The following is a 25,614-nucleotide window of genomic DNA, read 5'->3' as shown; positions in this document are numbered from 1 at the left end:
GGCTACGCCTCCGCCTTCTCGGCGGCGACGAGCTCCTCGGCCTCCGGCTCGGGTGGCGGGCGGCGGCGGGTCAGGCGGGGTCGTACCGGGTGGGGCAGGCTCTCGGCGGCGAAGGAGGCGCACAGCGCGGCGATGACGCCCAGGCCGAGCGCGGCGGCCGCGGAGCGCAGCTTTCTGCCCTGCTGCGCCACCGGCGTGGTCGGCGGCACGGCCGCACTCATCGTGATGTACGTCTCGCGCGGCGCCTGCACCTGCCGCTGGCGCAGGTCCAGCTCCCGCTCAACCCGCTCCATGACCTTCAGCGTGATGGCCGTGGCCGCCTCCGGGGTGCGGCTCTCCCCCTCGACGAACACCAGCGGGCCGGTCGCCAGCGACTCCAGGTTGTTGGTGCCGTTGGTGACCGCATACTTGGTGTCGCCCTCGGCGGCGCCCATCTCGGCGACCATGTCCGGCGTGCTCATGGCGCTGATCAGCATCGAGGCGGCCACGTCGAGCCCGTGGTCGAAGTTCAGCAGTGGGTTGACCCGGGCGACGGGCTGGTCGGGCTGCGCCGGGACGACGCCGCCGCTGGTGGGCGCGGTCAGCAGGAGGACGGCGGTGGTGGTGTAGGTCGTGGGGATCGTGCTGTAGGCGAGGTACGCGCCGCCGACGGCCAGCACGAAGGCCGGCAACGCGACGTACCACCGCCGGACCAGGACGAGGATCGTCCCCCAGAAATCCACGCGCCCCCCTACGAGTGCCGCCCCTCTACATGTCGCGAGAACCCCCATGGAGCGTTACACAAACGCTGTAACACCATCCCCAATAGCGCGATATGGGGTTATCTAGGGCTGCGTCTGGAGATACATGAGCGAACTGGCCGTGGTCACTCCCACCTACGCGCAGGACGCGGAGCTGTTCGCGCTGCTGCATCGTTCCGTGCTGGAGCACACCTCGCCGGACACCGTCCACCACGTCTTCGTGTCGCCGGCCGACCTGGAGCTGTTCGCCCGCTACCAGGGGCCGCGCTGCCGGGTGTGGGACCGCTCGAAGCTGCTGCCCAGCAGGTACGTCCGCGTGCCGGGCACCGATGTGCACGTCGACTACCGCCGCCCGTGGCCGCCCCTGCGCGGCTGGGTCTTCCAGCAGACCGTCAAGATCGCCGCTGCGGACCTGGTCGACGCCGACACCATGCTCATCGTGGACTCCGACGCGGTGCTGGTACGGCCCACGAGCGCGGCGTCCTTCACCGTGGACGGACGGCTCAGCCTGCACCGGGTGGACGACGGCGTCACCGCTGACATGGGGCGGCACGTCCGGTGGCACCAGGTCGCCCGGGAGCTGCTCGGGCTGCCGCCCGCGCCGCCGCCTCCGCTGCCCGACTACGTGACGGCGCTGACCTTCTGGGACCCCGCGGTCGTGCTGGCCATGCGGCGGCGGATCAGCGAGGTCACCGGGCGCGACTGGATGGACGCCTTCAACGCGCGGCTGCACATCTCGGAGTTCATCCTCTACGGGGTGTTCGTCGACGAGGTGCTGAAGGCGTCGCCGCCGGTCAACACCACGATCTGCCACCTGAGCTACAACCACGAGCCGTGGGACGAGCCGACGGCCGTGGCCTTCGCCGGCCGGCTCCCACGGGACGCGGTCGGCATGATGATCTCGGCCAAGTCGCACACGCCGATGGACGCCAGGCTGGCGGCCATCCGGCGGTGCGCTCAGGTGGTCGAGTCGGGCTGATCGTCGCGCGGCACGACGACCTCGATCGGGCCGGTGTCGTCCACGGCCGCCCGAGCCGACCCGTTCTCACCGTTTGCACCGTTCTCACCGTCCTGCCCGGCCTCCAGCTCGGCCACGGTCAGCGGGAAGACCGGGGGCACCGGGGTTTCCGTCTGCGCCGAAGGGATGCCCGCGGCCTCGGCCGGCGCGGTGTGGGAGGCACGCAGGCGTAGGACGGCGTAGGCGGCGGTCAGCCCGGCGACCACACCGAGCAGGCCGCCCACCACCCCGGCCACCAGCCGGTCCTGGATGAGCGGCTTGGGGATCGAGGCGGGCATCACGTCGAGGACGCCGATGTGCGTGCTGATCGGGGCGTCCAGCGCCACCTGCCGCCTGGCCAGCTCCAGCTTGACGCGCAGCTGCGCCTTCCGCATCGTCTCCCTGACCAGCTGCGGCGAGGTGCTCTCCACCTCGATGTAGACGAACGGCCCGTTGGTGCTGATGCCGAGCAGGTCCGGGTTGGTGCGGCCGTCGTTGATGGTCAGCGCGGTGGGGCCGTCCTCGGTCACCCCGATCTCGGCGGCGACCTCGGGCGTGTTCGTGGCCAGGATGAGGATGCCCGCCGTGGTCCGCAGCGCGTCGTTGAACTGCAGCAGCGGGTTGGTCAGGCCCACCCGCTGCCGGGGCTCGGTCTCCAGCGTCCCGCCGGACGCGGGCACGGTGAGCACCATGGACGCCGTGGACACGTACCGGCTCGGCACCAGGAAGAAGCCGGCCAAGGCGAGCACGATCGCCGCCACCACGACGGGCGGCCCGACGAACTTCTTCCTGGCCAGACCGAGGACGGTCCTCCAGAAGCCCACTATTCTCCGCCCCCGTCAGGTTCTTCCCGGCACGGCGTGGCACCGGTACTGAGTGGTAATCGCACTGATCATCTTTCCTGTTACACCAGGCGGGCCAGGGCCAGGAGCTTGCGGCTCCGGTGCGCCACGGTCCGCCGCTGTCGTCTGGCGTACATCTTCAGGACCGCCGCCCGCGCCCGGCGGCGCTGGTCGTCGGTGAGCTCGGCGTTCCGCACCCAGGTCAGCAGCTCGCGGCACTGCAGGGTGTTGGCCAGACGCGACTGCCAGGACGGCACGCCGAGCCGCCGGGCCACGCCGGAGATGCGCTCCAGCCGCCAGTTGCGGTGCGCGAGCACCTCCGGCACGTGCGCCCACGGCCCGGCGAGCGCGAGCTTGGCCGCGAACACCTCGTCCTCGCGCAGCATGTTGCGCCGGGGGATCCCGGTCGCGGGCCCGCGCCGCAGCAGCCCGTAGAGCGGGTCGATCGTCAGGTGGCTCTCGTTGAGCAGTCTGAGCATCTCGGCGAAGCGGGTCACCGGATCGTCCGAGTCCAGCCCGCTGCCGTCGTAGGCGGCGCTTCTGGCCACCCCGTCGGGCCCGGTGTAGGCGACCCCGGTGGTGACGAGGACGAGCCGCTCGTCCCTGGCGAACTCGGCCATGGCACGGGAGACGCAGGCGGGGTCGAGCCGGTCGTCGTCGCCGATCCAGCGAACGTAGGCGCCGCGCGAGATCTGCGCCGCGTGCCTGAAGTTGCCCAGCAGCCCGATGTTCTCCGGGTGCCGGTGGTAGACGATCCTCGGGTCGCCCGCCGCCAGGTCGCGGCAGAGCTCCTCGGTGCGGTCGGTGGAGGCGTTGTCGGAGATGACCAGCTCCAGGTGGGGGTGGTCCTGGGCCAGGACGGACCGGATCACCCCTTCCAGCCGCTCCGCGCCGTCGCGCACCGGCAGGGCCACCGAGACGAGTTCAGGGTCGGGCATGGGCTCTCCCTTGACGCAGCAGTTGCATGAGGACGGCACGCGGCACGGCGACGAGCGCGAAGACCAGCAGCCCCGCGCCGCCGGCGACGCACAGCCGGACGAACGGCCCGTCGACCAGCGTGGACAGGGCCGCCATGGTCACTCCCGCGACGGCGGCGCCCAGGGCCGGTCTGGCCAGCCCGGCCGCGAACAGCCGGGGTGACACGCCGGCCCGGTGCAGTGCGAGGCTCAGCATCGGCAGCGCCAGCAGCAGCGCGATCACGGCGTGCGCGATGGCCGCCCCCTGGATGCCGCCCTGGCGGGCCCCGATGAGGAGGGCGGGGACCAGCGCGACCGCCCAGCACAGGTTCACCCACATCGTCGCCCTCGTGTGGCCGAGCCCGGCCAGGATGTCGGTGACCAGGATGTTCAGCATCCGCACGGCCATCACCACGGCCAGGAACCGCAGCACCTGGGCCGCCGGCAGCCAGTGCGGCTCGTACAGGAATCCCACCAGCGCGGGCGCGAGCGTGCCCATGAGCACCGCGATCGGCAGCACGATGACGCCCAGCAGCGGGACCGCGCGCCGCACGCCCGACTCGACGGCGGCGGGTCCCTCCTCGGCCAGCCGGGCGAAGCTGGGCAGCGCCACATAGCGGATGGCGGTGCCGACGATGCCGGGCACCCAGCTCGCGATGTTGAAGGCGAGCAGGTAGAGGCCGAGCTGGGCGGGCCCGAGCGCGTCGCCGACGAGCACGATGTCGACGTTGAGCAGCAGCCCCTCGACGCCGAGGCCGACGCAGAGCGGCAGCCCGAAGCGGAGCAGCCGGGCGGCGAGCACCCGGTCGAAGCCGGCCGTGAGCCGCACCTTGGCGAGCGCGACCACCAGCACGCCGGTGAGCGCGGCCCCGCTGAGCTGCCCCCAGGCGAAGCTGTACGCTCCGGCCCCGGTCGCGGCCAGGGTGATGGAGACCGAGGCGTTGGCCACGAAGCCGGCGAGGTTGGCCCAGGCCAGCTTGTCCTGCTCGAACCTGCGCATCAGCGCGGCGCTGCGCACGGCGGTCAGGCCGTAGATCACGTTGGTGGCCATCAGGATGCGGATCACCCAGGTGGCGTCCTCGCTGCCGGCCATGCTCGCGTAGAACGGCGCGATCACCCAGAAGATCGCGTAGAGGGTGACGCTGGACGCGATGGCCACCACCGTGGCCGTCGGGGCCACCTCCTCCAGCTTTCCGCGCCACTGCACGGTCGAGGCGATCACCCCGGCGTCGTTGATGTGGATGACGAACTGGCTCACGGCGAGAGCGATCGCGAAGACGCCGAACTCCTCCGGCACCAGCAGCCTGGCCAGAACCAGGCTCATCGCGAACGAGCCCGCCTTCATCACCAGGTTGCCGACCAGGCTCCAGCGCAGGCCCCGGCCGGCCTTGCGCTGGATCTCGCCGGTCTCGCTCACTCCACCCGCTCCAGCCAGATCTCCCGCCAGAACGGCACGAACTCGCGGGGGCAGTTGGCGTTGTAGACGCCCTCGCAGACCAGGTCGTCGAGGATGATGCAGGGGCTCTTCATGCTGAGCAGCCGGCCGGTCTTCTCATCCAGGCAGCGCTCGACCCGGGCCCGCACCCGGGCCGTCCGGCCGCAGTAGCGGGCCATCTCCTCCTCGAAGCCGAGCCCCCGGTTGAGCAGGTCGTCGTTGAGCGTGTCGAGGATCTCGTCCCTGGACCTGATCCGGACCAGCTCGCCGGGCCGCAGGCCGAGCTCGGCGGTGGGCGTGACGCGCCCGGCCCGGCCTTCGACGAAGCCCCAGCGCAGCCCCTTCCTGAACCACAGCCGGCGCGGCAGGATCTTCTTGCTCAGGCCCTGGAAGCGGTTGAACAGCCCGACCAGGAACGTGCGCGCCACCTGGAGCGCCCCGGCGTTCCCGGTGCGCACGTCGGTGACGTACTGCCGGACGTCGCGGAACGGCAGGCAGGCAGGGGCGGCCCTGAGCAGCTCGGTGGCCTGGCAGGAGTAGGTGTCCGTGCCGCTGCGGGTGTTGACCTGCAGCAGCGGCAGCAGCCTGGGCTCCGGCTCGGAGGCCCGCACGGGGGTGTCCGGCTCCACCCGCTTGAGCCACGCCTCCTTCCAGTACAGCGAGCAGGCGGTCTGGCAGCCGCCGTGCGCGCCGCCGTCGCAGCGTGCCCCGGTCAGGTGGACGGCCCGTTCCATGCGCCGCATGCCGCTGCGGCTGATCGTGTCGCAGAGCTTGTGCGCCACCTTGTGCACGGTCATCCGCTGTCCGCAGAAGCGCAGCATCTCCGGCATGAACGGCAGGCTCTCCAGCTCTCCCCGCTCGTCCAGCGTGGCCAGGATCTCCTCCTCGCCGCGCACCTCGACCAGGTCACCGACCCGCAGGTTCATCCACACTCCCCACCCGCTTGAGCAGCCCCGCGCCCTCCAGCGCGGCGGCCGCCTCGGCCACCGCGCCGAAGGGCAGCCCCGACCGTTCGGCGACGTCGAGCAGGCTGTGATCACCGTCGGACTGGTTCAGCACCCACAACATCGCCAGCTGGGCCTGCTCGGTGTCACTGCGTCCGCCGAGAGAGCCGTACAGGCCACGTCTGCCGAGCTGCGGCTCGCCGTAAGGACTGAGGTTCTGGTAGCGGCCGTCGCGCTCCAGCACGGTCACCGCCTCCCACAGAGCCTCCAGCGTGCCGGCCAGCGCCTGCGGGGTGACGAAGCCCGGGTCGTCGCCGGAGGTGTGATACTCCGGGTAGCCCGCGTACGGGGTCCTGGTCAGGCTGCCCACCGGCAGGTCGAAGCCGGGCGAGCAGAACTGCCGCTCGTCGTAGCCGTACGGCGAGAAGTCCACGATCGTGTGCGGCCGGTCGGCGAGGACGTGCGCCATCACCCGGTCGATGCGCGCGTCGCCGCGCCTGCTGCGCTTGTAGGTGAGGGCGCCCGGGTCCCCGGCGCAGGCGAGCGTGAGCCCGGCCACGATCCGGCCGGTGCGTTCGCGGTTGCGCGCCAGCCAGGTGATGGCCCCGATCGTGCCGGGCGCGAACAGGAACCGGTAGGTCAGGCGTGTTGATTCCCGGCGCGACTCCAGGCGAGCCGCGAGGGCGGTGGCCACGGCGATCCCGGCGAGGTTGTCGTTGGCCAGCGACGGATGGCACACATGACAGGAGATGAGCACCTCCTCGTCGGTCCGCCCGCGCACCACGTGCTCGGCGTACGTCAGGTGCCCGTCGGCGAGCGTGGAGTCGATCACCACCTCGTAGGGGCCCGCGCCGAGCCCGTCGAGCACCTGCCGGCTGAGGCAGAACCCCCAGGTCTCGGCGTAGTAGCTGGTCCGGTAGGGCACCAGATCGGGCTGGTCGGGCAGTGTGTGCAGGTGCGGGCGCAGCTCGTCGAGCGTCATCGTGGCCGACACCGGCACGCTGTAGCCCACGACGTGCAGGTTGGAGCGCCGGAAGTCCACGACCCTGGCCCCCGAGGGGTCCTTGACGTAGGCGTCGCGGATGTTCCACTCCTTCGGCACGGTCCAGTCCAGCACCTGCGTGCCCGTCGGCACCTCGTGGACGTCCAGCGGCAGCCGCTCGCCGACGATCTCCAGCGTGCGCCGCACGCCGTCGCCGGTGATCGAGCGGCACAGCGGGTAGAGCCGCTCCACCAGGGCGTGCATCTCCTCCCCTGTCACGTCCGCAGCTCCGCCGAGACCGTGCCGGCCGCCCGCCGGTCGCCCAGCCACGCCAGCCTGGTGAACCGCCGCTCGAAGTCGCGCGCGCCCAGCCTGTACTCGCGGTAGGCCTCGGCCAGCTCGACGGCCCCCGCCTTCACCGTCCACCGGGCGTGGAAGCCCGGCAGCGCGGCCCTGATGCGGGAGAAGTCCACTTTGTACGAGCGCGGATCCGCCCCGGTCTCACCGGTGATCACCACCTCGGAGCCGGGCACCGCCTCCACGACGTGCGCGGCGATCTCGGCGACCGTCAGGTTGTTCTGCTCCCAGCCGACGTTGAACGCCCTGGCGTGCACGGCCTCGCGCGGCGCGGCCAGCGTGGCGGCGAAGGCGTCGGCGATGTCGACCGCGTGCACCAGCGGCCGCCAGGGCGTGCCGTCCGACAGCACCCGCACCTGGCCGGTCAGGTGGGCGTGGCCGACCAGGTTGTTCAGCACGATGTCGGCCCGCAGCCGCGGCGAGAACCCGAACGCGGTGGCGTTGCGCAGGAACACCGGGGAGAAGTCGTCGTCGGCCAGCTCGGCCACATCGTCCTCCACCCGCACCTTGGACACGGCGTACGGGGTCACCGGCCGTAACGGGGCGTCCTCGCCGAGCAGCTCCTCACCCCCGGAAGCGCCGTACACCGAGCAGGTGGAGGCGTACAGAAACCGGCGCACGCCCGCCTCACGGGCGAGTCGCGCCAGTCTGACCGAGGCGTGGTGGTTGATGTCGTACGTCAGGTCGGGGGCCAGCGCGCCCAGCGGGTCGTTCGACAGCGCGGCCAGATGGACCACCGCGTCGACCCCCTCCAGCATGGACGCCGGCACGTCGCGCAGGTCCACCCGATGCCCCGGCGGGTCGTCCGGCGCCGGCCCGAGCACACAGTCGGCGAACAACCCGCTGTCCAGGCCGATCACCTCATGTCCGGCCCCGGCCAGCACCGGCGCCATCACGGAGCCCAGGTAACCCTGGTGCCCGGTGAGGAGAACGCGCATGTCGATCAGCCTCCAGTCAGATCGATGATGAACTTGCGGGCGTAGAACGCCTCGGCATAGCGCGCCTGGCACTCGATGCCGCGGATCCGGGCGAGCCCGAGGAACGCCTCCCGGTCGAACCAGGGACGCCGTCGCTGCGAGGGGTAGTGCTCCCACAGCAGGGCGACCTTGCGCTCGGCGAAGGCCACGTCGAGCGGCTGGTAGGCGTTGGGGCGGCCGAAGTCGCCGTCCCACTTGGCGATCTCGTAGCCCAGCGTGAGATGGTCGCGGAAGACCGTGGGCACCAGCTCGGCGAGCCCCCGGTGGTCCTGGTGGGCGTCACCGGCGTGCGGTGCCAGGATCAGATCGGGCACACAGCGCAGGCGCAGGTCCTCCACCGCCTGCTTGGCCAGGTCCCAGTGCGCGGGCAGCCGCCCGTCGGGCATCTTGCCCACGGTGACGCGCAGGTCGGCGCCGGGGCAGAAGGCGGCCAGCGCGGCCCGCTCCTCCGCCTCGCGCTCCGACCCCGCGCCCGACAGCACCAGGGCGTCCACCCGGATGCCGGGGTGGGCCGTGCAGAGGGTCAGCAGGGTGCCGCCGGCGCCGATCGCCAGGTCGTCGCAGTGCGCGGCCACGGCGGCGATCCTGCTCAGCCCGCTGGGCAGCAGGTCGATCATCATGCCGCCCGCTCCCACAGCGCCCACGGCCGCTCACCGCGCGCGTAGGCGCGGTCCAGCTCCACCCGCTGGTTGACGGTGTCGGTGGGCCGCCAGTAGCCGCGGTAGGGATAGGCGAGCAGCCGGCCGCGCTTGGCGAGCTCCTTGCAGCCGTCCACGAGCAGGTCGCCGCCTTCGGGGATGTGGTCGAAGATCTCCTGGCGGAGCACGAAGTAGCCGCCGTTCACCCATAACGGCATCTCGGTGACCGCGGTGATCTGCCCGACCAGGCCGCCGTCCGCCACCTCGACGCAGTGGAAGGTGCCGGGCGGCGGGACCACCATCAGGGAGCCGCCCGCGTCCGCCCCGGCCAGCCTGTCGATCATGTCCGGCAGGGGCGCGTCGCTGAGCACGTCGGCGTAGTTGGCCAGGAAGAGCTCGTCGCCGTCGAGGTGGTCGCGCACGCGGCGCAGCCGCTCGCCGATCGACGACTCGATGCCGGTGTGCACGAACGAGATCGTCCAGTCGGAGATGTCGTTGGCCAGCAACTCCACCTGGCCGCCCCGCAGCACGAAGTCGTTGGACGCGGTCTCCTCGTACCTGAGGAAGAAGTCCTTGATCTGGTGCGCCCCGTAGCCGAGGCAGAGCACGAACTCCTTGTGCCCGAAGTGCGCGTAGTAGCGCATGACATGCCAGATCAGCGGCCTCGGGCCGACGAGCTGCATGGGCTTCGGCACGTCTCCGGGAGCGCCGCTGCGCATCCGGGTGCCGTAGCCGCCGCAGAAGAGGACGACCTTCACACGACCTCCAGGTAAGGGATGGGGAAGACCAGCCGGCCGCCCCACTCGTGGACGTAGGAGAGCTGCCCGACCAGCTCGTCCCGCAGGTTCCAGGGCAGGACGAGGACGTAGTCGGGCCGGTCGGCGGCGATCCGCTCCGGCTCCAGGACCGGGATGCGGGCGCCGGGGGTGAATCTGCCGTGCTTGTACGGGTTGCGGTCCACCGTGTACGGGAGCAGGTCGGGCCGGATGCCGCAGTGGTTGAGCAGCGTGTTGCCCTTGCCGGGCGCCCCGTAGCCGACCACCGTGCGGCCTTCCTCGGCCGCCCTGATCAGGAAGCCGAGCAGGTCCCGCCTGACCGTGGCGACCCGGGCCGCGAAGTCGACGTAGCCGGAGATCTCGTGCAGCCCGGCCGCCTTCTCCAGGGCCAGCACGTCGCTCACCCGCTGGGTCGGCGTGCCCGACGGCCTGGCCCACAGCCGGATCGAGCCGCCATGGGTCGGCAGCAGCTCGACGTCCACCAGGGTCAGCCCGCCGGCGGCCAGCGCCCGCTGCGCCGAGGCGACCGTGTAGTACTGGAAGTGCTCGTGGTAGATGGTGTCGTACTGGTTCTGCTCGATCAGCGTGAGCAGGTGCTGCACCTCGATGGTGACCCACCCGTCGTCGGCCACCAGCGCGCGCAGCCCTTCGGTGAAGCCGGCCACGTCCGGGATGTGCGCGTAGACGTTGTTGGCCACCACGTGGTCCGCCCTGCCGTGCTCCGCCGCCACCGCACGGGCCGTCTCCGGGGTGAGGAAGGCCGTCAGCGTGGGCACCCCGCTCCGCCTGGCCGCCTCGCCCACGTTCACCGACGGCTCGATCCCCAGGCACCGCACGCCCCGCTCGACGACGTGACGCAGCAGGTAGCCGTCGTTGCTGGCCACCTCTACCACGAACGCGTCCGGCTTCAGCCGCAGCCCGGCCACGAACGCCCGCGCGTGCTCCACCCAGGAGGTGGAGTAGGAGGAGAAGTAGGCGTAGTCGGTGAACGTGTCCTCAGGGGTGATCAGCGGCGGGAGTTGTGCCAGCCAGCACGAGGTGCACACGCGAAGGTGCAGCGGGTAGGCGACCTCCGGCTCGTCGAGCCGGTCGGCGGTGAGGAAACGCTCGCAGGGCGGCGTGGCCCCCAGGTCCACCACCGAGGCCAGGTCGCCCGAGCCGCACAGCCGGCAGGTCGTCATTCACACACTCCAGACAAGTTGATATTTCGTTCCGGCAGGCTCTGTCGTTACTGTGCGCGGCATGGATCCCCTCGGCATCGAGGGCGCCTGGTGTCACACACCACGCGTCCACACCGACCCACGTGGCGCGTTCCACGAGGCCTTCAGGGCCGCCGACCTGCCCCACGGGTTCGATCTCGCGCAGGTCAACAGCTCGGTCTCGGTGCGGGGGGTGCTGCGCGGCGTGCACTACGCCGACGTCCCGCCCGGCCAGGCCAAGTACGTCATGTGCGTGTACGGCAGCGTCATGGACGTGGTCGTGGACCTGCGCGCCGGCTCGCCCACGTTCGGCCGGTGGGAGGCGGTGCGGCTGGACGACCGGGAGCATCGGGCCGTCCTGATCGCCGAGGGGCTCGGGCACGCGTTCATGGCGCTCAGCGAGCGGGCCACGGTCGTCTACCTGTGCTCGCGGCCCTACAGCCCGGCCCGTGAGCACGGGGTGCACCCGCTCGACCCGGATCTGGGCATCGCCTGGCCGGGGGACGTCGAGCCGGTGCTGTCGGACAAGGACGCCACGGCGCCCACGGTCCAGGCCGCGCTCGCCGCCGGGCTGCTCCCGGACTACGACGCGTGCCGGCGGTTCTACGCGACGCTGCACTGACGTCCCGCCTTCCCGCCCGTCACAGGCCCGCCCGTAACTGGCCCGCTCACCGCTGACCCGCCCGTCACAGGCCCGCTCACCGTCGGCCAGGCGGCGTGCAGCGCCTCCCGCCAGTGCCGGATCGGCGCGCACCGGGTGCAGGCCAGCACGCCGCTGGCGGGCCGCCGCGCGGGGCGCGGGAAGGCCGTGCCGGGCACCGGGCGCACCCGGCCGGGATCGGCGCCGAGCAGCCTGAAGACCTCGGTGGCCAGCCCGTGCCAGGTGGTCTCCCCCGCGCTGGTGCCGTGATAAATCCCCGGCGGCAGGTCCGAGCGCGCCAGCCTGACCAGGAAACCGGCCAGATCCGCGGACCACGTGGGCTGGCCGCGCTGGTCGTCCACCACGTCCACGGTGGGGCGGGTGCCGGCCAGCTCGATCATGGTGCGGACGAAGTTCGGCCCGCCCGCGCCGTACAGCCAGGCGGTGCGGACCACGTAGTGGCCGTGCTCCAGGGCCACGCGCTCCCCGGCGAGCTTGGTCCGGCCGTAGGCGTTGACCGGCCCGGTCGGCGAATCCTCGTGGTACGGCCGGCCGCTCTCGCCGTCGAAGACGTAGTCGGTGGACAGGTGCAGCAGGCGCGCGCCCGCCCGCCGGCACACCCGCGCCAGCGTGCCGACCGCGTGACCGTTGATCTCCAGCGCCTCGTCCTCGCGGGTCTCCGCCGCGTCCACCGCAGTCCAGGCGGCACAGTTGATCACCACCTGGGGCCGGTGGTCGGCGACGGCGTCGCGCACCGCCCGGACGTCGCACAGGTCCAGCTCGGGCCTGCCGAGCGCGAGCACGGGCTCCCCGGTCAGCGCCGCCTTGACCAGCACGTCGGCGGCCAGCATGCCGCCGCCGGTGATCAGCCACCTCATAGGCCGGCCCACCAGTCAGGGTGATCCGCGTACCACCGGACGGTCTCCTTCAGCCCCTGCTCGAAGCCGATGCGCGGGCGGTAGCCGAGCGCGCGCAACCGGCCGTCGTCCAGGGAGTAGCGGCGGTCGTGGCCCTTGCGGTCCGCCACCTGCTCCACCAGGTCCCAGCCCCGGCCGCACGCCTCCAGCAGGCGTCCGGTCAGCTCACTGTTCGTCAGCTCCGCGGTGCCGGCGATGTGGTAGACGTCACCCGGCAGGCCCTGCGCGGCCACCAGCCGGATGCCCGCGCAGTGGTCCTCGACGTGGATCCAGTCGCGCACGTTGCCGCCGTCGCCGTACAGCGGCACCTTCTCGCCCCGCAGCAGCCGCGTGACGAACAGCGGGATGATCTTCTCGGGATACTGCCGGGGGCCGTAGTTGTTGCCGCACCGGGTGATCGACACGTCCAGGCCGTAGGTGATCGCGTACGAGCGCGCGATCAGATCCCCGCCGGCCTTGGCCGCCGCGTACGGCGAGCGCGGCCGGAGCGGGGCGGACTCGTCCCAGGAGCCGGAGTCGATCGAGCCGTACACCTCGTCGGTCGACACCTGGACGACCTTGGGCACCCCGGCGTCGAGGCAGGCCTGCAGCAGCGTCTGGGTGCCCAGGACGTTCGTGCGGACGAACTCCGCCGCCCCGTCGATCGACCGGTCCACGTGCGACTCGGCCGCGAAGTTGACCACCAGGTCGTGTCCGGGCACCACCTCGCGCAGCAGGTCAGCGTCGCAGATGTCGCCGTGCACGAACGTGTGCGGCACCCCGTCGAGGTTGGCCCGGTTGCCGGCGTAAGTGAGCTTGTCGAGCACCGTCACCTGCGCGTCCCGCATTGCGTGCACGAAATGCGAGCCGATGAAGCCCGCGCCGCCAGTGACCAGAATCGTCGTCATGAGCTGATTTGCACCTTGCTGTGATCGCCCAGCACGAGACGGTGGGCTCTTGGAGTGTTGGGCGCCGGAGTCACCTCGACGTCGTGGCCGATGAGCGACGACTCGATCCGGCCGACCCCCGCGATGGAGGCCCTGGGCAGCACGATCGAGTATTCGATCTCGCTGCCCGTGATGGCGCAGTCCGCGCCGATCGAGGTGTACGGGCCGATGTAGCTGTCGCGGATGACCGCTCCCGCGCCGATGATCGCCGGGCCGACCAGGCGCGAGCGCTCGACCACGGCGCCCGGCTCCACCAGGACCCGCCCGATCAGCTCACTCGCCTCGTCCACCTGCCCGGACATGCCCGGGTCCAACCGCTCCAGCACCATCCGGTTGACCTCCAGCATGTCGGTCACGTTGCCGGTGTCCTTCCAGTAGCCGGTGATCACCGAGGATTCCACGCGCAGGCCCGCCTCCAGCAGCCACTGCAGGGCGTCGGTGATCTCCAGCTCGCCCCGCCACGACGGCTTGAGCTCGGCCACCGCCGCGTGCACGGCCGGGCTGAACAGGTAGACGCCGACCAGCGCCAGATCGCTCTTGGGCCGGGCCGGCTTCTCCTCCAGGCCGATGACCCGGCCCCGCCCGTCGAGCTCGGCGACCCCGAACTGCCGGGGGTCGCCGACCCGGGTGAGCATGATCTGCGCGGCGGGCCGCTCCCGTGCGAAGCGCGCCACGATGTCGCCGATGCCGCCCACGACGAAGTTGTCCCCCAGGTACATGACGAAGTCCTCGTCCCCGAGGTAGTCGCGGGCGATCAGCACGCCGTGCGCCAGCCCGAGCGGCGCCTGCTGGCGCAGGTAGGTCACCTCCAGCCCGAACGCCGAGCCGTCGCCGACCGCCGCCTCGATCTCGGCCTGCGTGTCCCCCACCACCAGGCCCACCTCCCGGATCCCGGCGGCCGCGATGGACTCCAGGCCGTAGAAGAGCACCGGCTTGTTCGCGACGGGGACGAGCTGCTTGGCCGAGGTGTGCGTGATGGGTCGTAGCCGTGTGCCCGATCCCCCGGCGAGCACGAGTGCTTTCACCGTCAGTAAGCCCCTTCTCCACGGGTCACGACGGACCAGGTCTTCCAGAGGATCTGCAGGTCCAGGATGAGCGACCAGTTCTCCACGTACCGCAGGTCGAGGCGGACCGACTCGTCCCAGGTGAGGTCTGAGCGGCCGCTCACCTGCCAGAGCCCGGTCATCCCCGGCTTGACGACCAGGCGGCGGCGCACGTCGGTGCGGTACTGGGCGACCTCTTCCGGCAGCGGCGGCCGGGGGCCGACCAGCGACATCTCACCCCGGACGACGTTGAGCAGCTGGGGCAGCTCGTCCAGCGAGTAGCGGCGCAGGAAGGCGCCCACGCGGGTGATCCGTGGATCGTTCCGCATCTTGAACAGCACGCCGTCGAACTCGTTCGACTCGGCCAGCGCCCCCTTGAGCCGCTCGGCGTCCACCACCATGGTGCGGAACTTCACCAGCCGGAACGGCCGGCCGTCCCTGCCGATGCGCGTCTGGTGGAACAGCGCGGGCCCCGAGCTGGTCAGCCGGATCAGCACCACGATCGCCAGCAACGGCAGCGCCAGCACGAGCAGCGCCGCACCGGCCACCAGCCGGTCGAACACGGTCTTGACGAACTGCCGGACGCCGTTGAACTCGGGGTGCTCGACGTGCAGCAGAGGCATCCCGGCCACCGGGCGGATGCTGATGCGCGGGCCCGCCACGTCCATCAGGGCAGGGGCCACGAACAGGTCGGTCCGATCCGTCTCCAGGCTCCAGGCGAGCCGGCGCAGCGCCGCCCCGTCGAGCTCCGGGCAGGCCAGCACGGCCACGGCGTCCGCGCGGGTCCGCTCCACCACGTCCGCGACGTCGTTGAAGGTGCCCATGACCTCGATCCCGTCCAGGTCGGCGTCCATCCGGTCCGGCGGCAGGCAGGCTCCCACCACCCGCATCCCGTGGTACGGCTGGCGGCGGAACTGCATCACCAGGTCGAGAATCGACTCCCGGTGCCCGACCGCGATCACCTGACGCAGGTACTCGCCGGCGGCTCTCCTGCGATGCAGGCGTTTACGCATCTTGTAGCGGAAGAACAGCGTGGCGAGGAGCGCCAGGGGCAGCATCGCCATCACGAAGCTGCGCGCGATCACGGTCTGCGTGGCATAGGCGCCGATGGCGACGGCGGCCATCAGGCTCACCCCGCCGTTGAAGACCGCCTTGAACTCCTCCGTGCCCTCACCATTGGCCCGCTGGTGATAGGCGCCGCCGAGCATGAGCGCGAGCGGCCAGACGAGCACCAGACCCAGCCCCAGCAGAAACTCGGCCGACGGGATGTACACCCCGTACATCAGCCGGACACCGAGCACGCAAACGCAGGCGAGCAGCACGCAGGCCGTGTCACCACCCAGCAGAAGTCGCAGGTACGCACGCGTCCAGATGCTCGACGCGCTGCGCGGCACGGCCTCAAGGAGCACGACAGCGGACTCCACCCTCATAGCACCACCCTGTTAAATCCGTGCACGGCTTTAACATGACGTTCTTCGGGTCGCACAGGTTGACAACAACCCATGCACAACCAAGGGCGGCGGCCCCCCACTAAAGAGTAAAGATCAGTCTTATGATGGGGAACATTCGCTTCCTGTCCACAATCGGACGAGATCAGCGCTTTTCAGGGCTTGACGGAACGATCCAAAAGTGATGTGTTCTTCGCGGAAATCGAGCCGTTTACCGCGATATTTCGGCAGATTGCGGCATACGTTGCCGGCTAGTCATACTCCAGATCCGGCAGGGCGGACGGGGGATCCGGGCTTCGCCATACGACCACCACGCCGTCGTGCGCCGAGTCGGCCGCCACCGTCAAACGGTCCAGATCGAAATCCGGCAAATAGCGCAATCGCGCCAGGAAGGTCGCGTCGGTGGCCGAACGCGGCACCACGCACCCCTCGCCGTCCCGGTCCAGCAGGATGAACAGAACGTCGGCCTCGGCCTCGGTCACGACCCGGACCTCGACGACGTCCTCCCACGCGAGCGCCTCGACGCTCCCGTCCGCGTAGTGACGGGTCACGCCCTCTTCCGTGACGTACACGTAGGAGTCCGGCATCGGGTTGCCGTGCATGGCCGCGATTCTTGCGAGTAGTGGGGTTGTACCGCAAGGGTTCGCGCACACAGGAGCAGATGACGAGACAAGGGATCTTTCCCCTTACGGGAGTGGATCTTCGCCCTCACGGGGGTGGATCTTCGCCCCACGAGTGGCCGAGGTGGGCTGCCACGGCCGCCCGCGCCGCCTGCTCCGGGCCGTTGGCGATGGCGTCCAGCAGCTCCCGGTGCTCGTGCACCAGCACGTCCCGGTCCTCGTAGACCCGGCGCAGCCGGACCAGCCCCAGCCGGGTCTCGGCGGCCAGCGAGCCGTAGAGCCGTTCGAGCCGGGGGCTGCCCACCGCTTCGATCAGCGCCTGGTGCAGCGCCATGTGCTCGGCCACCGACTCCGACCACGGCGCCTCCACGCCCAGCGCGTCCATCCGCGCCAGCGCCGCCTCCGCCTCCGGCACCCGCCGCCCCGCCACCGCCCGGGCCATCAGATCCTCCAGCGGCCTGCGTACGAACATGAGGTCGTCGAGGTCGGCGAGGGTCACCTCGGGGACGTAGGCGCTGCGGTTGCGCTCGCGCCTGAGCAGCCCCTCGTGCACCAGCCGGGCCAGCGCCTCGCGGACGGTCGGCCTGGCCACGCCGTACGCCGCGGCGATCTCCTGCTCGGGCAGCGGCGTGCCGGGCTCGATCTCACCGGAGAGCACCCTGCGGCGCAACGCGTCGGCCAGCGCGCCGACGGCGGACAGGGGTTTGATCGGCACCGTCACGGCTGTGACTCTAACGCCCCGCGGCCGATGCCACTTCTTGTACGGCGGCCCGCCCGGCTCCGCGCTCCGGCAGCGCCACGACCACCAGGCTCACGGCCAGCAGGGCCAGGCCCGCGATCGAGAGAGGAGCCAGCCGCTCACCGAGCACCACCAGGCCCAGCAGCGCGGCCACCGCCGGCTCGGCCAGCGCCAGCGTCGCGGCCGTGGCCACCGGCGTGGACCGCAGGCCCCTGCCGTACAGGACATAGGACAGGGCGGTGGCGGCGAAGCCGAGGTAGAGGGCGGCGAGCAGGCCGCGCGGCTCGCCGAGCCAGCCCACTCCCTGCCAGAGCAGGACCGGCAGCATGATGACGGCGGCCCCGCCGAACAGCACGCCCATCACCGCGCCGGACGGTGCGCCACCCGAGATCGCCCGCGCGGCACTGACCGCGTAGAAGGCGTAGAGCAGCCCGCCGAGCAGGGCGAACAGCACCCCGGACACCACCTGCCCGCCCGCCTGAGCGCCGCCGCCGGCGATCAGCGCCGCGCAGCCCGCCACGGCCGCCGAGGTCGCCAGCGCCCACCGGGCGCTCGGCCGCTGCCGGTGCATCGACCAGGAGAGCAGCCCGGTGAAGACCGGGCCGCTGCCGATCGCGACGACGGTGCCGATGGCCACGCCGGTGCGGGCCACGGCGGCGAAGAAGCACAGCTGGTACGCCGCGACCGCGACCGAGGCGAGCACCAGGCCGGGGCGGAGCACCCGGCCGATCCCCGCTCCCGCGAACAGCGCCAGCGCGGCGCCGCCGATGACGAGCCTGGCCGCCGCCAGCGCGACGGGGTCGGCGGAGACGAGCAGCCCAGCGGTGCCGGCCGTGCCCCACAGGACGGCGGCGGCCACGACAGCGAGAGGTCCGTTCCTCATCCATCCATTGTCTGACAACTAGACAATTTCGTCCAGTAGCTGGTCCAGCAGCCGACCGGCGGGCTGAGCCACCTCGGCCGCGTACTCCTCCAGGACCGCCAGGCCCTCGTGGACGCCGGACGTGCGACGGCGGGGCAGCTCCAGCAGCACCTCACCCTCGACCGTGACCGACCCGTCGATGTGGAAGGCGTCGCCGGAGACGGCGATGGAGACCTCGAAGCTCAGCTCCCGGCCGTCCGGCAGCACGAACGCGGTGCCGGTGCGCGCCCCGGCGGGCGGGAAGAAGTAGGAGAAGTGCCGGCTGCGCGCGAAAGGATGGCGTAACTCGGCGAGAATCCCCGTCGCCCGGCTCAGCGCCGCCAGCAGCGCGGCCGCGGCCGCGCTCTCGCCGTCCACCCGCAAAGGGTAGATCAGCGGACCAGCCGGTCGAAAGGCGGGCATCCTGGAAAGGCTGGACCGGCGGACCAACCGGTGGCCCGCCGGACGTGATCAGCCGGTCTGTCGCGGCCCGTCCAGCGTGATCTGCGGTCAGTCGGTGGCCAGGCGGGCGTGGCGCTCGACGTCGTAGCGGACGCCGTCGTAGTGCAGCCTGCCGCGCTCGACGCCCTCCGGCCGGAAGCCCGCCTTGGTGGCCACCCGGCACGAGGCCGCGTTGTCGATGCGGTGGCCCAGCTCCAGCCGGTAGAGGCCGCGCTCGCCGAAGGCCCACCGGACCAGCTCGTCGGTCGCCGCCACGGCGATGCCGCGCCCCCGGGCCTCGGGCACCGTCCAGTAGGAGACCCAGCCGTTCTCGTGCGCGTCGATGTCGGTCACCGCGACATTGCCGACGACCTGGTCGCCGAGGGTGACGGCGAACGCGTGGCCCACCTCCGCCCAGCTGGCGATCCAGCCGACCGCGTCCTTCAGCGTGACGATCGGCCAGGCGGCCTGCCTGCTCATGTCGGGCGAGCTGAAGGCCCGCAACACCACGGGGGCGTCCTCGTCACGCCACGCACGTAGTCGTACATATCTCATTACTGACCGATTTTATGGGCCTCCTCGAATGCGGTGACAAGGGGCTTGGGGGCGGTCAGGCACCACGCCTCCGCTGTCAGCTCGAACAGCTCGTCCATCTCGATCCGATCGAGATGGACGACCACCCAGCCGAACCGGCCGGCGGTGAACTGGATCTCGAACACCTCAGGCCTCTCGGCCACCAGCGCCAGCTGCTCCTCGATGGTCGCTTTGAGCCCGACGGTCTCGGTCTCCTCCCACAGGTAGCCGAAGCCCTTGTCGCGCACCTTGAGCCCGACCCAGCTCCCGCCGTCGCTCACCTGCACCTCGGGCAGACTGTCCAGCAGCTCAAGGAACTCTTCGACGCTCACTCCCATGCCCTCTGTGTACCAAACCCGCCTGACATTTCGCGCCTATGATCAACGCATGGTGGCCGAAGGGATCGCGCGGATGCCCGTCCTGGTGCGCGCGGTCACGTTCGTGATGGCGCTCCAGTTCGTCTTCGCCCTGGTGGGGCTCACATTCGCGCTGTCCGGCGTGATCACGTCGGGCAGCCTTCCGGCCTTAGGGCTCGTGCTGCTCCTGGCCGCGACCCTGGCGGCGCAGGGCTGGCTGATGCGGCACCTGGGCGGCCGGAGGCATTGGGTCCGCTGGGCGGTCGCGGGGTTCGAAGTGTTCGTGATCACCACGGAGCTGATCGTCGAGGCGACGGACCCGGGGCTCACCGCCCGGACGTTCATGCGGGCCGTCCTGTCCCTGCCGTCGATCGTCATCATCCTGTTGCTCCTGCCGAGCGCCGGCCGCTGGTTCGACCGCTCTCACGGCAGCAGCAACCCCCAGTAAAGGGCCCACGGTACGAACACGGCCCCGCCCGCGAGCAGGACGCCGAGCCGTACTCTCTCTCCTGCCGGCGGCGACGCGCGCCGCCAGGCCCGCGCGGTGAGCACGGCGGCGACCACGGCGGCCACCGCCAGCCCCTGCAGGGCCAGCCAGATCAGCGGCCGGTCCAGCAGCATCGGACCGGGATAGGCCAGCTTGCCGCCGGTTCTGATGACGTAGAAGAGGTACGCGAACCCGCCCAGCACCGTCGCGAGCCCGGCGGCGCTGAGCAGTCGCGCGGCCCTGGCGGCGGGGGCGCGGGACGTGCCGCGCAGGCGTCTCACCAGCGCGACCACCGGATAGCCCCCGAAGGCCACCAGGAACAGCACCAACGCCGCGAGCTGCATGGTCGCCGATTCCCACCAGGCCGGCGGATCGACCGGCCGGGAGAGCGACGCCTGGACCGGGGCCGGGCCCGAGGTCCTGGCCGTGGGCGGATCGCCCGCCGTGACGTCGTGCACCCAGGTACCGACCAGGTCGGCGTAGCCGGGGGCGAGCTCCGGCAGCCGGGTGACGCCGCCGTCGGGGGTCCGGTGGGCGGCGTGGTCGGCGTCCGCGAAGAAGCGGAAGGTGTAGTGCTGGTTGCCGCCCTTGTCCAGGGCCTTGGCGAACAGCGGCGGGCTCTCCCGGGGCGGGGTCAGCAGGTCGTGGGTTCCCCAGATGCCGAGCAACGGCTGACGAACGGCGGTCAGGGCCGGCTCGGGGTCGTAGTAGGGCTCGGGGAACATGCCGCCGTCGGCGATCATCCGGTAGAAGTTGTGCTCGGCCCGGTCCACGAGCGAGCCCGACACCCCCGCCTTGCGCAGGCCGGCCGCCACCGCCCAGACCTGCTGCCGCAGCGGTGGCAGGCTGTTGGCGCCGACGAGGACCACGAAGGCGATGTCGGCGGTGCGGGAGGCCGCGATCGGGGCCACCCAGCCGCCTTCGCTCAGTCCCCAGATGCCGACCTTGGCCGGGTCGACGCCCTGCTGCCGGCGGAGCGTGGCCACGGCGCCGAGCGCGTCGTCGGCGAGTTGCGCGTACGAGCGCTGGAAGAGCGAGTAGCCCTCGGATCGCTTGTCGTGGACCAGGACGGACATGCCCCTGCGGGCGAACTCGACGGCCTCGACCATCAGCTTGGTCCTGGGGGTGCCGGCGCCGGCGCCGTGCACGAGGACCATGCCCGGACGTGCGGGCCGCGCGTCGGCGGGGGACAGGACCGTCCCGTGCAGGACGAGCCCGTCGCCGCCGGCGAAGCTCACCTCCTCGGCGGTCAGGTCGGCGGGAACACCGGAAGGTGGCGCGGCGGCGACTGGGGAGCCAGGAGGCAGCGCAACGGCTGGGGCGGCGAGTAATGCCAGGGCGATGGCCAGTGCGGCGAGCATGCGTCTCATATTGCCGACACTAGTCTGCAGAGAAGTCTCTGCATAGGAACGTCTGCAGAAATCACTCGGGAGGACTAGGCTGCTCGTCATGAAGGATGAGGAGCCGTCCCAGCTCGACCCGGCGAGACTCAAGGCCCTGGCCCATCCCCTGCGGCGGCTGATGCTCCGCCACCTCAACGTGCACGGCCCCGCGACCTCCACGACGCTCGGCGAGTTGCTCGGCGCCAAGACCGGCACCACCAGCTACCATCTGCGCCAGCTTGAGAAGAACGGCTTCATCGAGGAGATCCCCGAGCGCTCCACCGGCAGGGAGCGCTGGTGGCGGGTGGCCCCGGGGCCACGGGACCTGCGCCTGCCGACGGCCGGCCAGCTCGCCCCGGAGGACCGGCCGGTGCTGGCCGAGTTCCAGCGGATCGGCATGGAGGAGGACCGCGCGCTGTTCGAGCGCTTCCCCGAGGCCTACCACCGCGATCCCGACTGGGCCAAGGCGTCGCGTGGCATGGGGCGGATGACGAAGGAGGAGTTCGAGGAGTTCTTCGAGGCCTACATCGCACTGCTGCTCAAGTACAGCCCGCGTGGCGACGACGTCACCCCGGGCGCGCGGCCCGTTCACATCCGCCTGTTCGCGCTGCCCGCGGACGAGGACTGACCGTCCTCCGGTAGCGTCGAGGCCATGCGGCTTCACGTGGGATGCGCGATGTGGACTCACGCGTCATGGCAGGGCCGCTTCCTGCCTCACCCGCTCCCGCCCGGCGAGCGCCTGCGGTCCTACGCGACCTGGTGCAACGCGGTCGAAGGCAACACCACCTTCTACGCCACCCCGGCGAGGAGCACGGTGGAGACCTGGGCGGCGCAGACCTCCCCCGACTTCCGCTTCGTGGTCAAGCTGCCCAAGCCCATCACCCACGACCGCCGCCTCACCGGCGTCGACGACCCGCTCCGGGCCTTCCTGGAGGCGATCGAGCCACTCGGCCCCCGCGCCCACGCCCTCTGGATCCAGCTGCCCGGCTCCTTCGCCCCGACGGATCTCGGCACCCTGGCCGGTTTCCTCCGCCGGCTGCCCGGCGCCTACAGATACGCCGTCGAGGTCCGCCACCGCGCCTTCTTCGACGACCCGCGCTCGGCCCGGTTGCTCGAAGGAGTCCTGGCCGGCGCCGACGCCGAGTGGGTCCCGTTCGACACCACGGCCTTCTTCCAGAGCCCGCCGACCAGCGACGCCGAGCGGGACGCGTGGACGAAGAAGCCCCGCGTCGCCCGCCGCTCCTCGGCCCTCACCGACCGCCCGATCGTCCGCTACCTGGGCCGGGACGCGACCACCCGCACCATCGAGGGCTGGCGGCCCTGGCTCGACACGGTCACCGGCTGGCTCCGCGAAGGCCGCTCCCCCACCGTCTTCATCCACACCCCGGACAACGCCGACGCCCTGACGCTCGCCCGCCGGTTCCACGACGACGTCCGCTCCCGCCTCCCCGAGCTCGACCCGCTACCGGAACCCCAGCCCATCGAGCCCCTCACCCTCTTCTGACACTCCCGTACCGATCACGATTCAGTGTGGGCAGGAGCGGTCCACTCGACGAACTGGATGATCACGCCGTTGGGGTCGGTGATCTGGAACAGGCGCTCACCCCAGGGCTCCTCGCGCAGCGGCATGGTGATCTCGACTCCGGCCTCGCGTAGCCGCTTTTCCTGGTCCTGGAGGCCGTCGGCGAGGGTGAAGGCCAGGATCAGGCCGGTGGCGTGCTGGTCGCGCTGTTCGGATGGCAGGACCTCGATGCCGCGGGCGAGCAGGACGATGGCCACCGCGTCGGCGCGGGTGAGGGAGGCGAAGCCGTCGGCCGCGGCCTGGACGGTGTAGTCCAGGTGGGTGGTGAGGAACGCCTGGGAAGCGGTGACGTCGTCGACGGTGAGCGAGACGGTGGACGCGGTGATCTGCAAGAAGGGCTCCAAACTAGGGGGTCAGTAGCTGCGGCGGCGGGGGATGTTGCGGACGACGCGAGGCTCGGGCCGGCGCACGGGGCGGTCGGCGGCCAGGTGGCGGAGGGCGGGAGTGCGGCGCGGCGCGAGGTCGCGGCCGTCCCGCCCGGCCAGGGTCCCGCCGAAGTCGATCGTGGGGACGAAGACCGAGACGCGGTGGAGTTCGGACATACGCTCTTCTTTCTTCCTGCGGTCGCAAACTTGCTACGGACGTAAAGTTAGCCCAGTAGGCGCAAGAGTGTCAACATAAAAATAGGATGAGGATAAGATTGCCTCATGGCTACCGACACGACACCGCCCGCGCAGCCCCCCGGCTTGCGCGAATCCAAGAAACAGGAGACCCGGCAGCTCATCTCCGACCACGCCACCCGGCTGTTCATCGCCCAGGGCTTCGAGCGGACCACCATCGCCGAGATCGCCGCCGCCGCGCGCATCGCCAAGAAGACCGTCACCAACTACTTCGCCCGCAAGGAAGACCTGGCCCTGGACCACCAGGAGGAGTTCACCGCCGCCCTGGCCGACACCGTCGCCGCCCGCCGCCCCGGCGAGTCGGCCCTGGCCGCCCTGCATCGGGCCTTCCAGGACTCCGTGGCCGCCCAGGACCCGGTCGCCGGGTTCTCCGGCCGGGAGTTCGCCCGCATGATCGCCGACAGCCCCACCCTGACCGCCTGCCTGCGCGGCCTGCACGACCAGCGCGAGCACCGCCTCGCCCAGGCCCTGGCCGCCGCCACCGGCACCGCACCCGATGACATCACCGTCCACATCGCCGCCGGACTGCTGGGCACCGTCCACCGCGTGCTGTTCCAGCGCATCCAGGACCTCACCCTCGCGGGCCGGTCGAACGACGAGATCGCCCGCGCCATCGCCGGCGAGGCCACCCAGGCCTTCGACCTCCTCGAACCCGCCCTCGCCCACTACGCCACCGCCTGAACGGCCCAGCTCGCCCCGGGCGCGGGCCGTACCTCCAGAAAAAGCGCGAGCCGTACCCCCCAGAAAGAACGCGGGCCGTACCTCCAGAAAGGGTGCGGGCCGTGCCTCCGGAAAGGGGCGGCACGACGTCCGCGGACGTGCGCCCGCGGTGGGCTCACGTCCGCGGAGGAGGTGGCGCTACCTGCCGGCGCACAGGGCGCGGTCCACCGCGGCGATCACCGCGTCGCCGGCGGCCTCGCTCTGCGGCAGGGAGGTCACGATGACCGTGGCGGCGCGGCCGTCGGAGGTGACGGCGTCGCGGGTCTCGTAGCCGTGGATGTCGCCGCCGTGGCCGATCGCGGTGACGCCGCAGCTGAGCTTCATCTTGATCACGCCCAGCCCGTACCGCCAGTTCCACCTGGGCGGGAAGGTGGTCTTGACCGTCGTGGTCATCTCCTTGAACTGCTTCGGCTCGAGCAGCCGGCCGTCCTGCAGGGCGACGAGGAAGCGGTTGACGTCGCTGGGGGTGGCGATGAGCTGTCCGGCCGCGCCACCCCAGGACGGGTCCATCTTGGTGTAGTCCAGCAGCGGCTTCTTCGGCGCGACGGCGAGGTAGCCGCGGGGGTGGGGGTCGCGCAGGGTCTCGACGCCCTTGCCGGGCCAGTAGGTCTCCTTCAGGCCGAGCTTGTCGATGACCCGCTCCTCGACCAGCTCGGAGATCGACCGCCCGGTGACCTTCTCCGCGACCATCCCGGCCAGGATGTAGCCGGTGTTGCTGTACGCCCACTTCTTGCCGGGCGCGAAGGACGCCTTCTTCGCCAGGGCCAGGTCGACCAGCTCGCGCGGCTCGAAGGTGGTGTGCCGGATCTTCACGTAGTCCGGGATGAGGTCGGTGTAGTTGGGCAGGCCGGAGGTGTGCTGCAGCAGCTGGCGGGTGGTGATCTCACGGCCGTCGATGCCCTTGCCGCGCACCAGCTCGGGCAGGTACTTCTCGATCGGCGCGTCCAGCTTCAGCTTGCCCTCCCCGGCGAGCTGGAGCAGCACCACCGCGGTGAACATCTTGCCGGCGCTGCCGATGCGGCCGTAGCCGTCGACCGGCACGTCCTTCTTCGTCTTCAGCTTGGCGACACCGGCGACGTAGTCGGTGACGTTCCCGTCGGCGTCACGCACCGAGGCCATGACGCCGGGGAACCTGTGCTTGCCGACCAGCTGGTCCAGGCTCGTCTGCACCGGGTCGGTGGCCGCCGACGCCGTGGCCGGTAGGCCTGCCATGACCAGGCCGGTCATGGCGGCGACCGCGGCGGCGGCCAGGACGCCACGCCTGAGGGTGCGGGCGGGGACTTCGACGAGCTTGGACATGGGGACCACTCCCTGACTGGGGTCTTTACCGGTGCGTTGCTCTGACGCTGATAAGCATCGCGTCCAGCCCCGGCCGT

The 25,614-nt window shown here is 71.3% G+C and carries 30 protein-coding genes; 6 read left to right on the top strand and 24 right to left on the bottom strand.

Annotated elements, in window-relative coordinates:
- Positions 1-2: 2 nt before the first annotated feature.
- Entirely contained in the window at positions 3-722 is a 720-nt protein-coding gene (locus ACTMTF_RS27170; protein WP_441113201.1) for a hypothetical protein, read from the bottom strand.
- A gap of 124 nt (positions 723-846) precedes the next feature.
- Between ACTMTF_RS27170 and ACTMTF_RS27165 the strand changes: the two genes are divergently transcribed.
- The gene (locus ACTMTF_RS27165; RefSeq protein ID WP_441113200.1) at positions 847-1,719 is read left to right on the top strand and encodes a DUF6492 family protein; all 873 of its coding nucleotides are present in this window, start codon (positions 847-849) and stop codon (positions 1,717-1,719) included.
- On the opposite strand, the gene ACTMTF_RS27160 is transcribed toward ACTMTF_RS27165, so the two are convergent.
- The 9 genes from ACTMTF_RS27160 to ACTMTF_RS27120 all read right to left on the bottom strand — a co-directional run bounded on the left by ACTMTF_RS27160 (position 1,698) and on the right by ACTMTF_RS27120 (position 10,825).
- Positions 1,698-2,561, bottom strand: a complete 864-nt coding sequence (locus ACTMTF_RS27160; RefSeq protein ID WP_441113199.1) for a hypothetical protein — start codon at positions 2,559-2,561, stop codon at positions 1,698-1,700. The two genes, ACTMTF_RS27165 and ACTMTF_RS27160, sit on opposite strands and share 22 nt — an antisense overlap.
- An 80-nt stretch (positions 2,562-2,641) precedes the next feature.
- A complete protein-coding gene (locus ACTMTF_RS27155; RefSeq protein WP_441113198.1) occupies positions 2,642-3,517 on the bottom strand; it encodes a glycosyltransferase family 2 protein in 876 nt (291 codons plus the stop codon).
- A complete protein-coding gene (locus ACTMTF_RS27150; protein WP_441113197.1) occupies positions 3,504-4,952 on the bottom strand; it encodes an oligosaccharide flippase family protein in 1,449 nt (482 codons plus the stop codon). The genes ACTMTF_RS27155 and ACTMTF_RS27150 overlap by 14 nt, the downstream gene beginning before the upstream one ends.
- Complete coding sequence (locus ACTMTF_RS27145) at positions 4,949-5,896, bottom strand: hypothetical protein (RefSeq protein ID WP_441113196.1); 948 nt, start codon at positions 5,894-5,896, stop codon at positions 4,949-4,951. The genes ACTMTF_RS27150 and ACTMTF_RS27145 overlap by 4 nt, the downstream gene beginning before the upstream one ends.
- Positions 5,877-7,175 carry a DUF4910 domain-containing protein gene (locus ACTMTF_RS27140; RefSeq protein ID WP_441113195.1) on the bottom strand — a complete coding sequence of 433 codons (1,299 nt, stop codon included), beginning with the start codon at positions 7,173-7,175 and terminating at the stop codon, positions 5,877-5,879. Before ACTMTF_RS27140 ends, ACTMTF_RS27145 begins: the two co-directional genes overlap by 20 nt.
- Entirely contained in the window at positions 7,172-8,191 is a 1,020-nt protein-coding gene (locus ACTMTF_RS27135; protein ID WP_441113194.1) for an NAD-dependent epimerase/dehydratase family protein, read from the bottom strand. The genes ACTMTF_RS27140 and ACTMTF_RS27135 overlap by 4 nt, the downstream gene beginning before the upstream one ends.
- 5 nt (positions 8,192-8,196) lie before the next feature.
- On the bottom strand, positions 8,197-8,850 hold the full coding sequence (locus tag ACTMTF_RS27130; protein ID WP_441113193.1) for a PIG-L deacetylase family protein: 654 nt from the start codon (positions 8,848-8,850) through the stop codon (positions 8,197-8,199).
- The gene (locus ACTMTF_RS27125) at positions 8,847-9,626 is read right to left on the bottom strand and encodes a glucose-1-phosphate cytidylyltransferase (protein ID WP_441113192.1); all 780 of its coding nucleotides are present in this window, start codon (positions 9,624-9,626) and stop codon (positions 8,847-8,849) included. Before ACTMTF_RS27125 ends, ACTMTF_RS27130 begins: the two co-directional genes overlap by 4 nt.
- Positions 9,623-10,825: a methyltransferase domain-containing protein gene (locus ACTMTF_RS27120; protein ID WP_441113191.1), complete on the bottom strand. Its 1,203-nt coding sequence runs from the start codon at positions 10,823-10,825 to the stop codon at positions 9,623-9,625. Before ACTMTF_RS27120 ends, ACTMTF_RS27125 begins: the two co-directional genes overlap by 4 nt.
- A 61-nt stretch (positions 10,826-10,886) precedes the next feature.
- Between ACTMTF_RS27120 and ACTMTF_RS27115 the strand changes: the two genes are divergently transcribed.
- A complete protein-coding gene (locus tag ACTMTF_RS27115; RefSeq protein WP_441113190.1) occupies positions 10,887-11,465 on the top strand; it encodes a dTDP-4-dehydrorhamnose 3,5-epimerase family protein in 579 nt (192 codons plus the stop codon).
- Here the strand turns inward: ACTMTF_RS27115 and rfbD are convergent.
- From rfbD to ACTMTF_RS27065, 10 genes are all read right to left on the bottom strand, one after another.
- Positions 11,447-12,361, bottom strand: a complete 915-nt coding sequence (rfbD, locus tag ACTMTF_RS27110) for a dTDP-4-dehydrorhamnose reductase (protein WP_441113189.1) — start codon at positions 12,359-12,361, stop codon at positions 11,447-11,449. The two genes, ACTMTF_RS27115 and rfbD, sit on opposite strands and share 19 nt — an antisense overlap.
- On the bottom strand, positions 12,358-13,287 hold the full coding sequence (gene rfbB / locus ACTMTF_RS27105; RefSeq protein ID WP_441113188.1) for a dTDP-glucose 4,6-dehydratase: 930 nt from the start codon (positions 13,285-13,287) through the stop codon (positions 12,358-12,360). The genes rfbD and rfbB overlap by 4 nt, the downstream gene beginning before the upstream one ends.
- Positions 13,284-14,351 carry a glucose-1-phosphate thymidylyltransferase gene (locus ACTMTF_RS27100; RefSeq protein WP_441113187.1) on the bottom strand — a complete coding sequence of 356 codons (1,068 nt, stop codon included), beginning with the start codon at positions 14,349-14,351 and terminating at the stop codon, positions 13,284-13,286. The genes rfbB and ACTMTF_RS27100 overlap by 4 nt, the downstream gene beginning before the upstream one ends.
- 2 nt (positions 14,352-14,353) lie before the next feature.
- Entirely contained in the window at positions 14,354-15,799 is a 1,446-nt protein-coding gene (locus ACTMTF_RS27095) for a sugar transferase (RefSeq protein ID WP_441113186.1), read from the bottom strand.
- A 269-nt stretch (positions 15,800-16,068) separates the two neighbouring features.
- Positions 16,069-16,419, bottom strand: a complete 351-nt coding sequence (locus ACTMTF_RS27090) for a hypothetical protein (RefSeq protein WP_441113185.1) — start codon at positions 16,417-16,419, stop codon at positions 16,069-16,071.
- A 106-nt stretch (positions 16,420-16,525) separates the two neighbouring features.
- Complete coding sequence (locus ACTMTF_RS27085) at positions 16,526-17,158, bottom strand: GntR family transcriptional regulator (RefSeq protein ID WP_397005577.1); 633 nt, start codon at positions 17,156-17,158, stop codon at positions 16,526-16,528.
- 10 nt (positions 17,159-17,168) lie between these two features.
- Positions 17,169-18,059, bottom strand: coding sequence for a DMT family transporter (locus ACTMTF_RS27080; protein ID WP_441113184.1), 891 nt, complete (start codon positions 18,057-18,059; stop codon positions 17,169-17,171).
- 18 nt (positions 18,060-18,077) lie between these two features.
- A complete protein-coding gene (locus ACTMTF_RS27075; protein ID WP_441113183.1) occupies positions 18,078-18,455 on the bottom strand; it encodes a hypothetical protein in 378 nt (125 codons plus the stop codon).
- 132 nt (positions 18,456-18,587) lie between these two features.
- Complete coding sequence (locus tag ACTMTF_RS27070; protein WP_441113182.1) at positions 18,588-19,073, bottom strand: GNAT family N-acetyltransferase; 486 nt, start codon at positions 19,071-19,073, stop codon at positions 18,588-18,590.
- Positions 19,073-19,429: an MmcQ/YjbR family DNA-binding protein gene (locus ACTMTF_RS27065; protein WP_441113181.1), complete on the bottom strand. Its 357-nt coding sequence runs from the start codon at positions 19,427-19,429 to the stop codon at positions 19,073-19,075. The genes ACTMTF_RS27070 and ACTMTF_RS27065 overlap by 1 nt, the downstream gene beginning before the upstream one ends.
- Positions 19,430-19,478: 49 nt before the next feature.
- On the opposite strand from ACTMTF_RS27065, the gene ACTMTF_RS27060 reads away from it, so the two are divergent.
- Entirely contained in the window at positions 19,479-19,895 is a 417-nt protein-coding gene (locus ACTMTF_RS27060; protein ID WP_441113180.1) for a hypothetical protein, read from the top strand.
- On the opposite strand, the gene ACTMTF_RS27055 is transcribed toward ACTMTF_RS27060, so the two are convergent.
- Positions 19,871-21,304, bottom strand: a complete 1,434-nt coding sequence (locus tag ACTMTF_RS27055) for an alpha/beta hydrolase (RefSeq protein ID WP_441113179.1) — start codon at positions 21,302-21,304, stop codon at positions 19,871-19,873. The genes ACTMTF_RS27060 and ACTMTF_RS27055 overlap by 25 nt on opposite strands.
- A gap of 79 nt (positions 21,305-21,383) precedes the next feature.
- Between ACTMTF_RS27055 and ACTMTF_RS27050 the strand changes: the two genes are divergently transcribed.
- Together ACTMTF_RS27050 and ACTMTF_RS27045 are read left to right on the top strand one after the other, a co-directional pair.
- Entirely contained in the window at positions 21,384-21,944 is a 561-nt protein-coding gene (locus tag ACTMTF_RS27050) for an ArsR/SmtB family transcription factor (RefSeq protein WP_441113178.1), read from the top strand.
- A 24-nt stretch (positions 21,945-21,968) separates the two neighbouring features.
- On the top strand, positions 21,969-22,820 hold the full coding sequence (locus ACTMTF_RS27045) for a DUF72 domain-containing protein (RefSeq protein ID WP_441113177.1): 852 nt from the start codon (positions 21,969-21,971) through the stop codon (positions 22,818-22,820).
- 14 nt (positions 22,821-22,834) lie between these two features.
- On the opposite strand, the gene ACTMTF_RS27040 is transcribed toward ACTMTF_RS27045, so the two are convergent.
- On the bottom strand, positions 22,835-23,230 hold the full coding sequence (locus ACTMTF_RS27040; protein ID WP_441113176.1) for a VOC family protein: 396 nt from the start codon (positions 23,228-23,230) through the stop codon (positions 22,835-22,837).
- A 21-nt stretch (positions 23,231-23,251) separates the two neighbouring features.
- Positions 23,252-23,440 carry a hypothetical protein gene (locus ACTMTF_RS27035; RefSeq protein WP_441113175.1) on the bottom strand — a complete coding sequence of 63 codons (189 nt, stop codon included), beginning with the start codon at positions 23,438-23,440 and terminating at the stop codon, positions 23,252-23,254.
- A 105-nt stretch (positions 23,441-23,545) separates the two neighbouring features.
- Between ACTMTF_RS27035 and ACTMTF_RS27030 the strand changes: the two genes are divergently transcribed.
- The gene (locus ACTMTF_RS27030; protein WP_441113174.1) at positions 23,546-24,199 is read left to right on the top strand and encodes a TetR/AcrR family transcriptional regulator; all 654 of its coding nucleotides are present in this window, start codon (positions 23,546-23,548) and stop codon (positions 24,197-24,199) included.
- A gap of 177 nt (positions 24,200-24,376) precedes the next feature.
- Here the strand turns inward: ACTMTF_RS27030 and ACTMTF_RS27025 are convergent, their stop codons facing one another.
- Positions 24,377-25,537, bottom strand: a complete 1,161-nt coding sequence (locus ACTMTF_RS27025) for a serine hydrolase domain-containing protein (protein WP_441113173.1) — start codon at positions 25,535-25,537, stop codon at positions 24,377-24,379.
- Positions 25,538-25,614: the final 77 nt, after the last annotated feature.

It is taken from the genome of Nonomuraea sp. ZG12, from assembly GCF_052068115.1.
GTDB lineage: Bacteria > Actinomycetota > Actinomycetes > Streptosporangiales > Streptosporangiaceae > Nonomuraea.
The sequence above is the reverse complement of the archived record's forward strand: the minus strand, read 5'-3'. Positions and strand labels throughout refer to the sequence as shown.

Bases quoted from the DNA above. Each gene is read 5' to 3' on its own strand.
- ACTMTF_RS27165 (WP_441113200.1), top strand. From the start codon at position 847: ATGAGCGAACTGGCCGTGGTCACTCCCACCTACGCGCAGGACGCGGAG.
- ACTMTF_RS27155 (WP_441113198.1), bottom strand. From the start codon at position 3,517: ATGCCCGACCCTGAACTCGTCTCGGTGGCCCTGCCGGTGCGCGACGGC.
- ACTMTF_RS27145 (WP_441113196.1), bottom strand. From the start codon at position 5,896: ATGAACCTGCGGGTCGGTGACCTGGTCGAGGTGCGCGGCGAGGAGGAG.
- ACTMTF_RS27135 (WP_441113194.1), bottom strand. From the start codon at position 8,191: ATGCGCGTTCTCCTCACCGGGCACCAGGGTTACCTGGGCTCCGTGATG.
- ACTMTF_RS27130 (WP_441113193.1), bottom strand. From the start codon at position 8,850: ATGATGATCGACCTGCTGCCCAGCGGGCTGAGCAGGATCGCCGCCGTG.
- ACTMTF_RS27120 (WP_441113191.1), bottom strand. From the start codon at position 10,825: ATGACGACCTGCCGGCTGTGCGGCTCGGGCGACCTGGCCTCGGTGGTG.
- ACTMTF_RS27115 (WP_441113190.1), top strand. From the start codon at position 10,887: ATGGATCCCCTCGGCATCGAGGGCGCCTGGTGTCACACACCACGCGTC.
- rfbD (WP_441113189.1), bottom strand. From the start codon at position 12,361: ATGAGGTGGCTGATCACCGGCGGCGGCATGCTGGCCGCCGACGTGCTG.
- rfbB (WP_441113188.1), bottom strand. From the start codon at position 13,287: ATGACGACGATTCTGGTCACTGGCGGCGCGGGCTTCATCGGCTCGCAT.
- ACTMTF_RS27095 (WP_441113186.1), bottom strand. From the start codon at position 15,799: ATGAGGGTGGAGTCCGCTGTCGTGCTCCTTGAGGCCGTGCCGCGCAGC.
- ACTMTF_RS27090 (WP_441113185.1), bottom strand. From the start codon at position 16,419: ATGCACGGCAACCCGATGCCGGACTCCTACGTGTACGTCACGGAAGAG.
- ACTMTF_RS27080 (WP_441113184.1), bottom strand. From the start codon at position 18,059: ATGAGGAACGGACCTCTCGCTGTCGTGGCCGCCGCCGTCCTGTGGGGC.
- ACTMTF_RS27070 (WP_441113182.1), bottom strand. From the start codon at position 19,073: ATGAGATATGTACGACTACGTGCGTGGCGTGACGAGGACGCCCCCGTG.
- ACTMTF_RS27065 (WP_441113181.1), bottom strand. From the start codon at position 19,429: ATGGGAGTGAGCGTCGAAGAGTTCCTTGAGCTGCTGGACAGTCTGCCC.
- ACTMTF_RS27060 (WP_441113180.1), top strand. From the start codon at position 19,479: ATGGTGGCCGAAGGGATCGCGCGGATGCCCGTCCTGGTGCGCGCGGTC.
- ACTMTF_RS27055 (WP_441113179.1), bottom strand. From the start codon at position 21,304: ATGAGACGCATGCTCGCCGCACTGGCCATCGCCCTGGCATTACTCGCC.
- ACTMTF_RS27050 (WP_441113178.1), top strand. From the start codon at position 21,384: ATGAAGGATGAGGAGCCGTCCCAGCTCGACCCGGCGAGACTCAAGGCC.
- ACTMTF_RS27045 (WP_441113177.1), top strand. From the start codon at position 21,969: ATGCGGCTTCACGTGGGATGCGCGATGTGGACTCACGCGTCATGGCAG.
- ACTMTF_RS27035 (WP_441113175.1), bottom strand. From the start codon at position 23,440: ATGTCCGAACTCCACCGCGTCTCGGTCTTCGTCCCCACGATCGACTTC.
- ACTMTF_RS27030 (WP_441113174.1), top strand. From the start codon at position 23,546: ATGGCTACCGACACGACACCGCCCGCGCAGCCCCCCGGCTTGCGCGAA.
- ACTMTF_RS27025 (WP_441113173.1), bottom strand. From the start codon at position 25,537: ATGTCCAAGCTCGTCGAAGTCCCCGCCCGCACCCTCAGGCGTGGCGTC.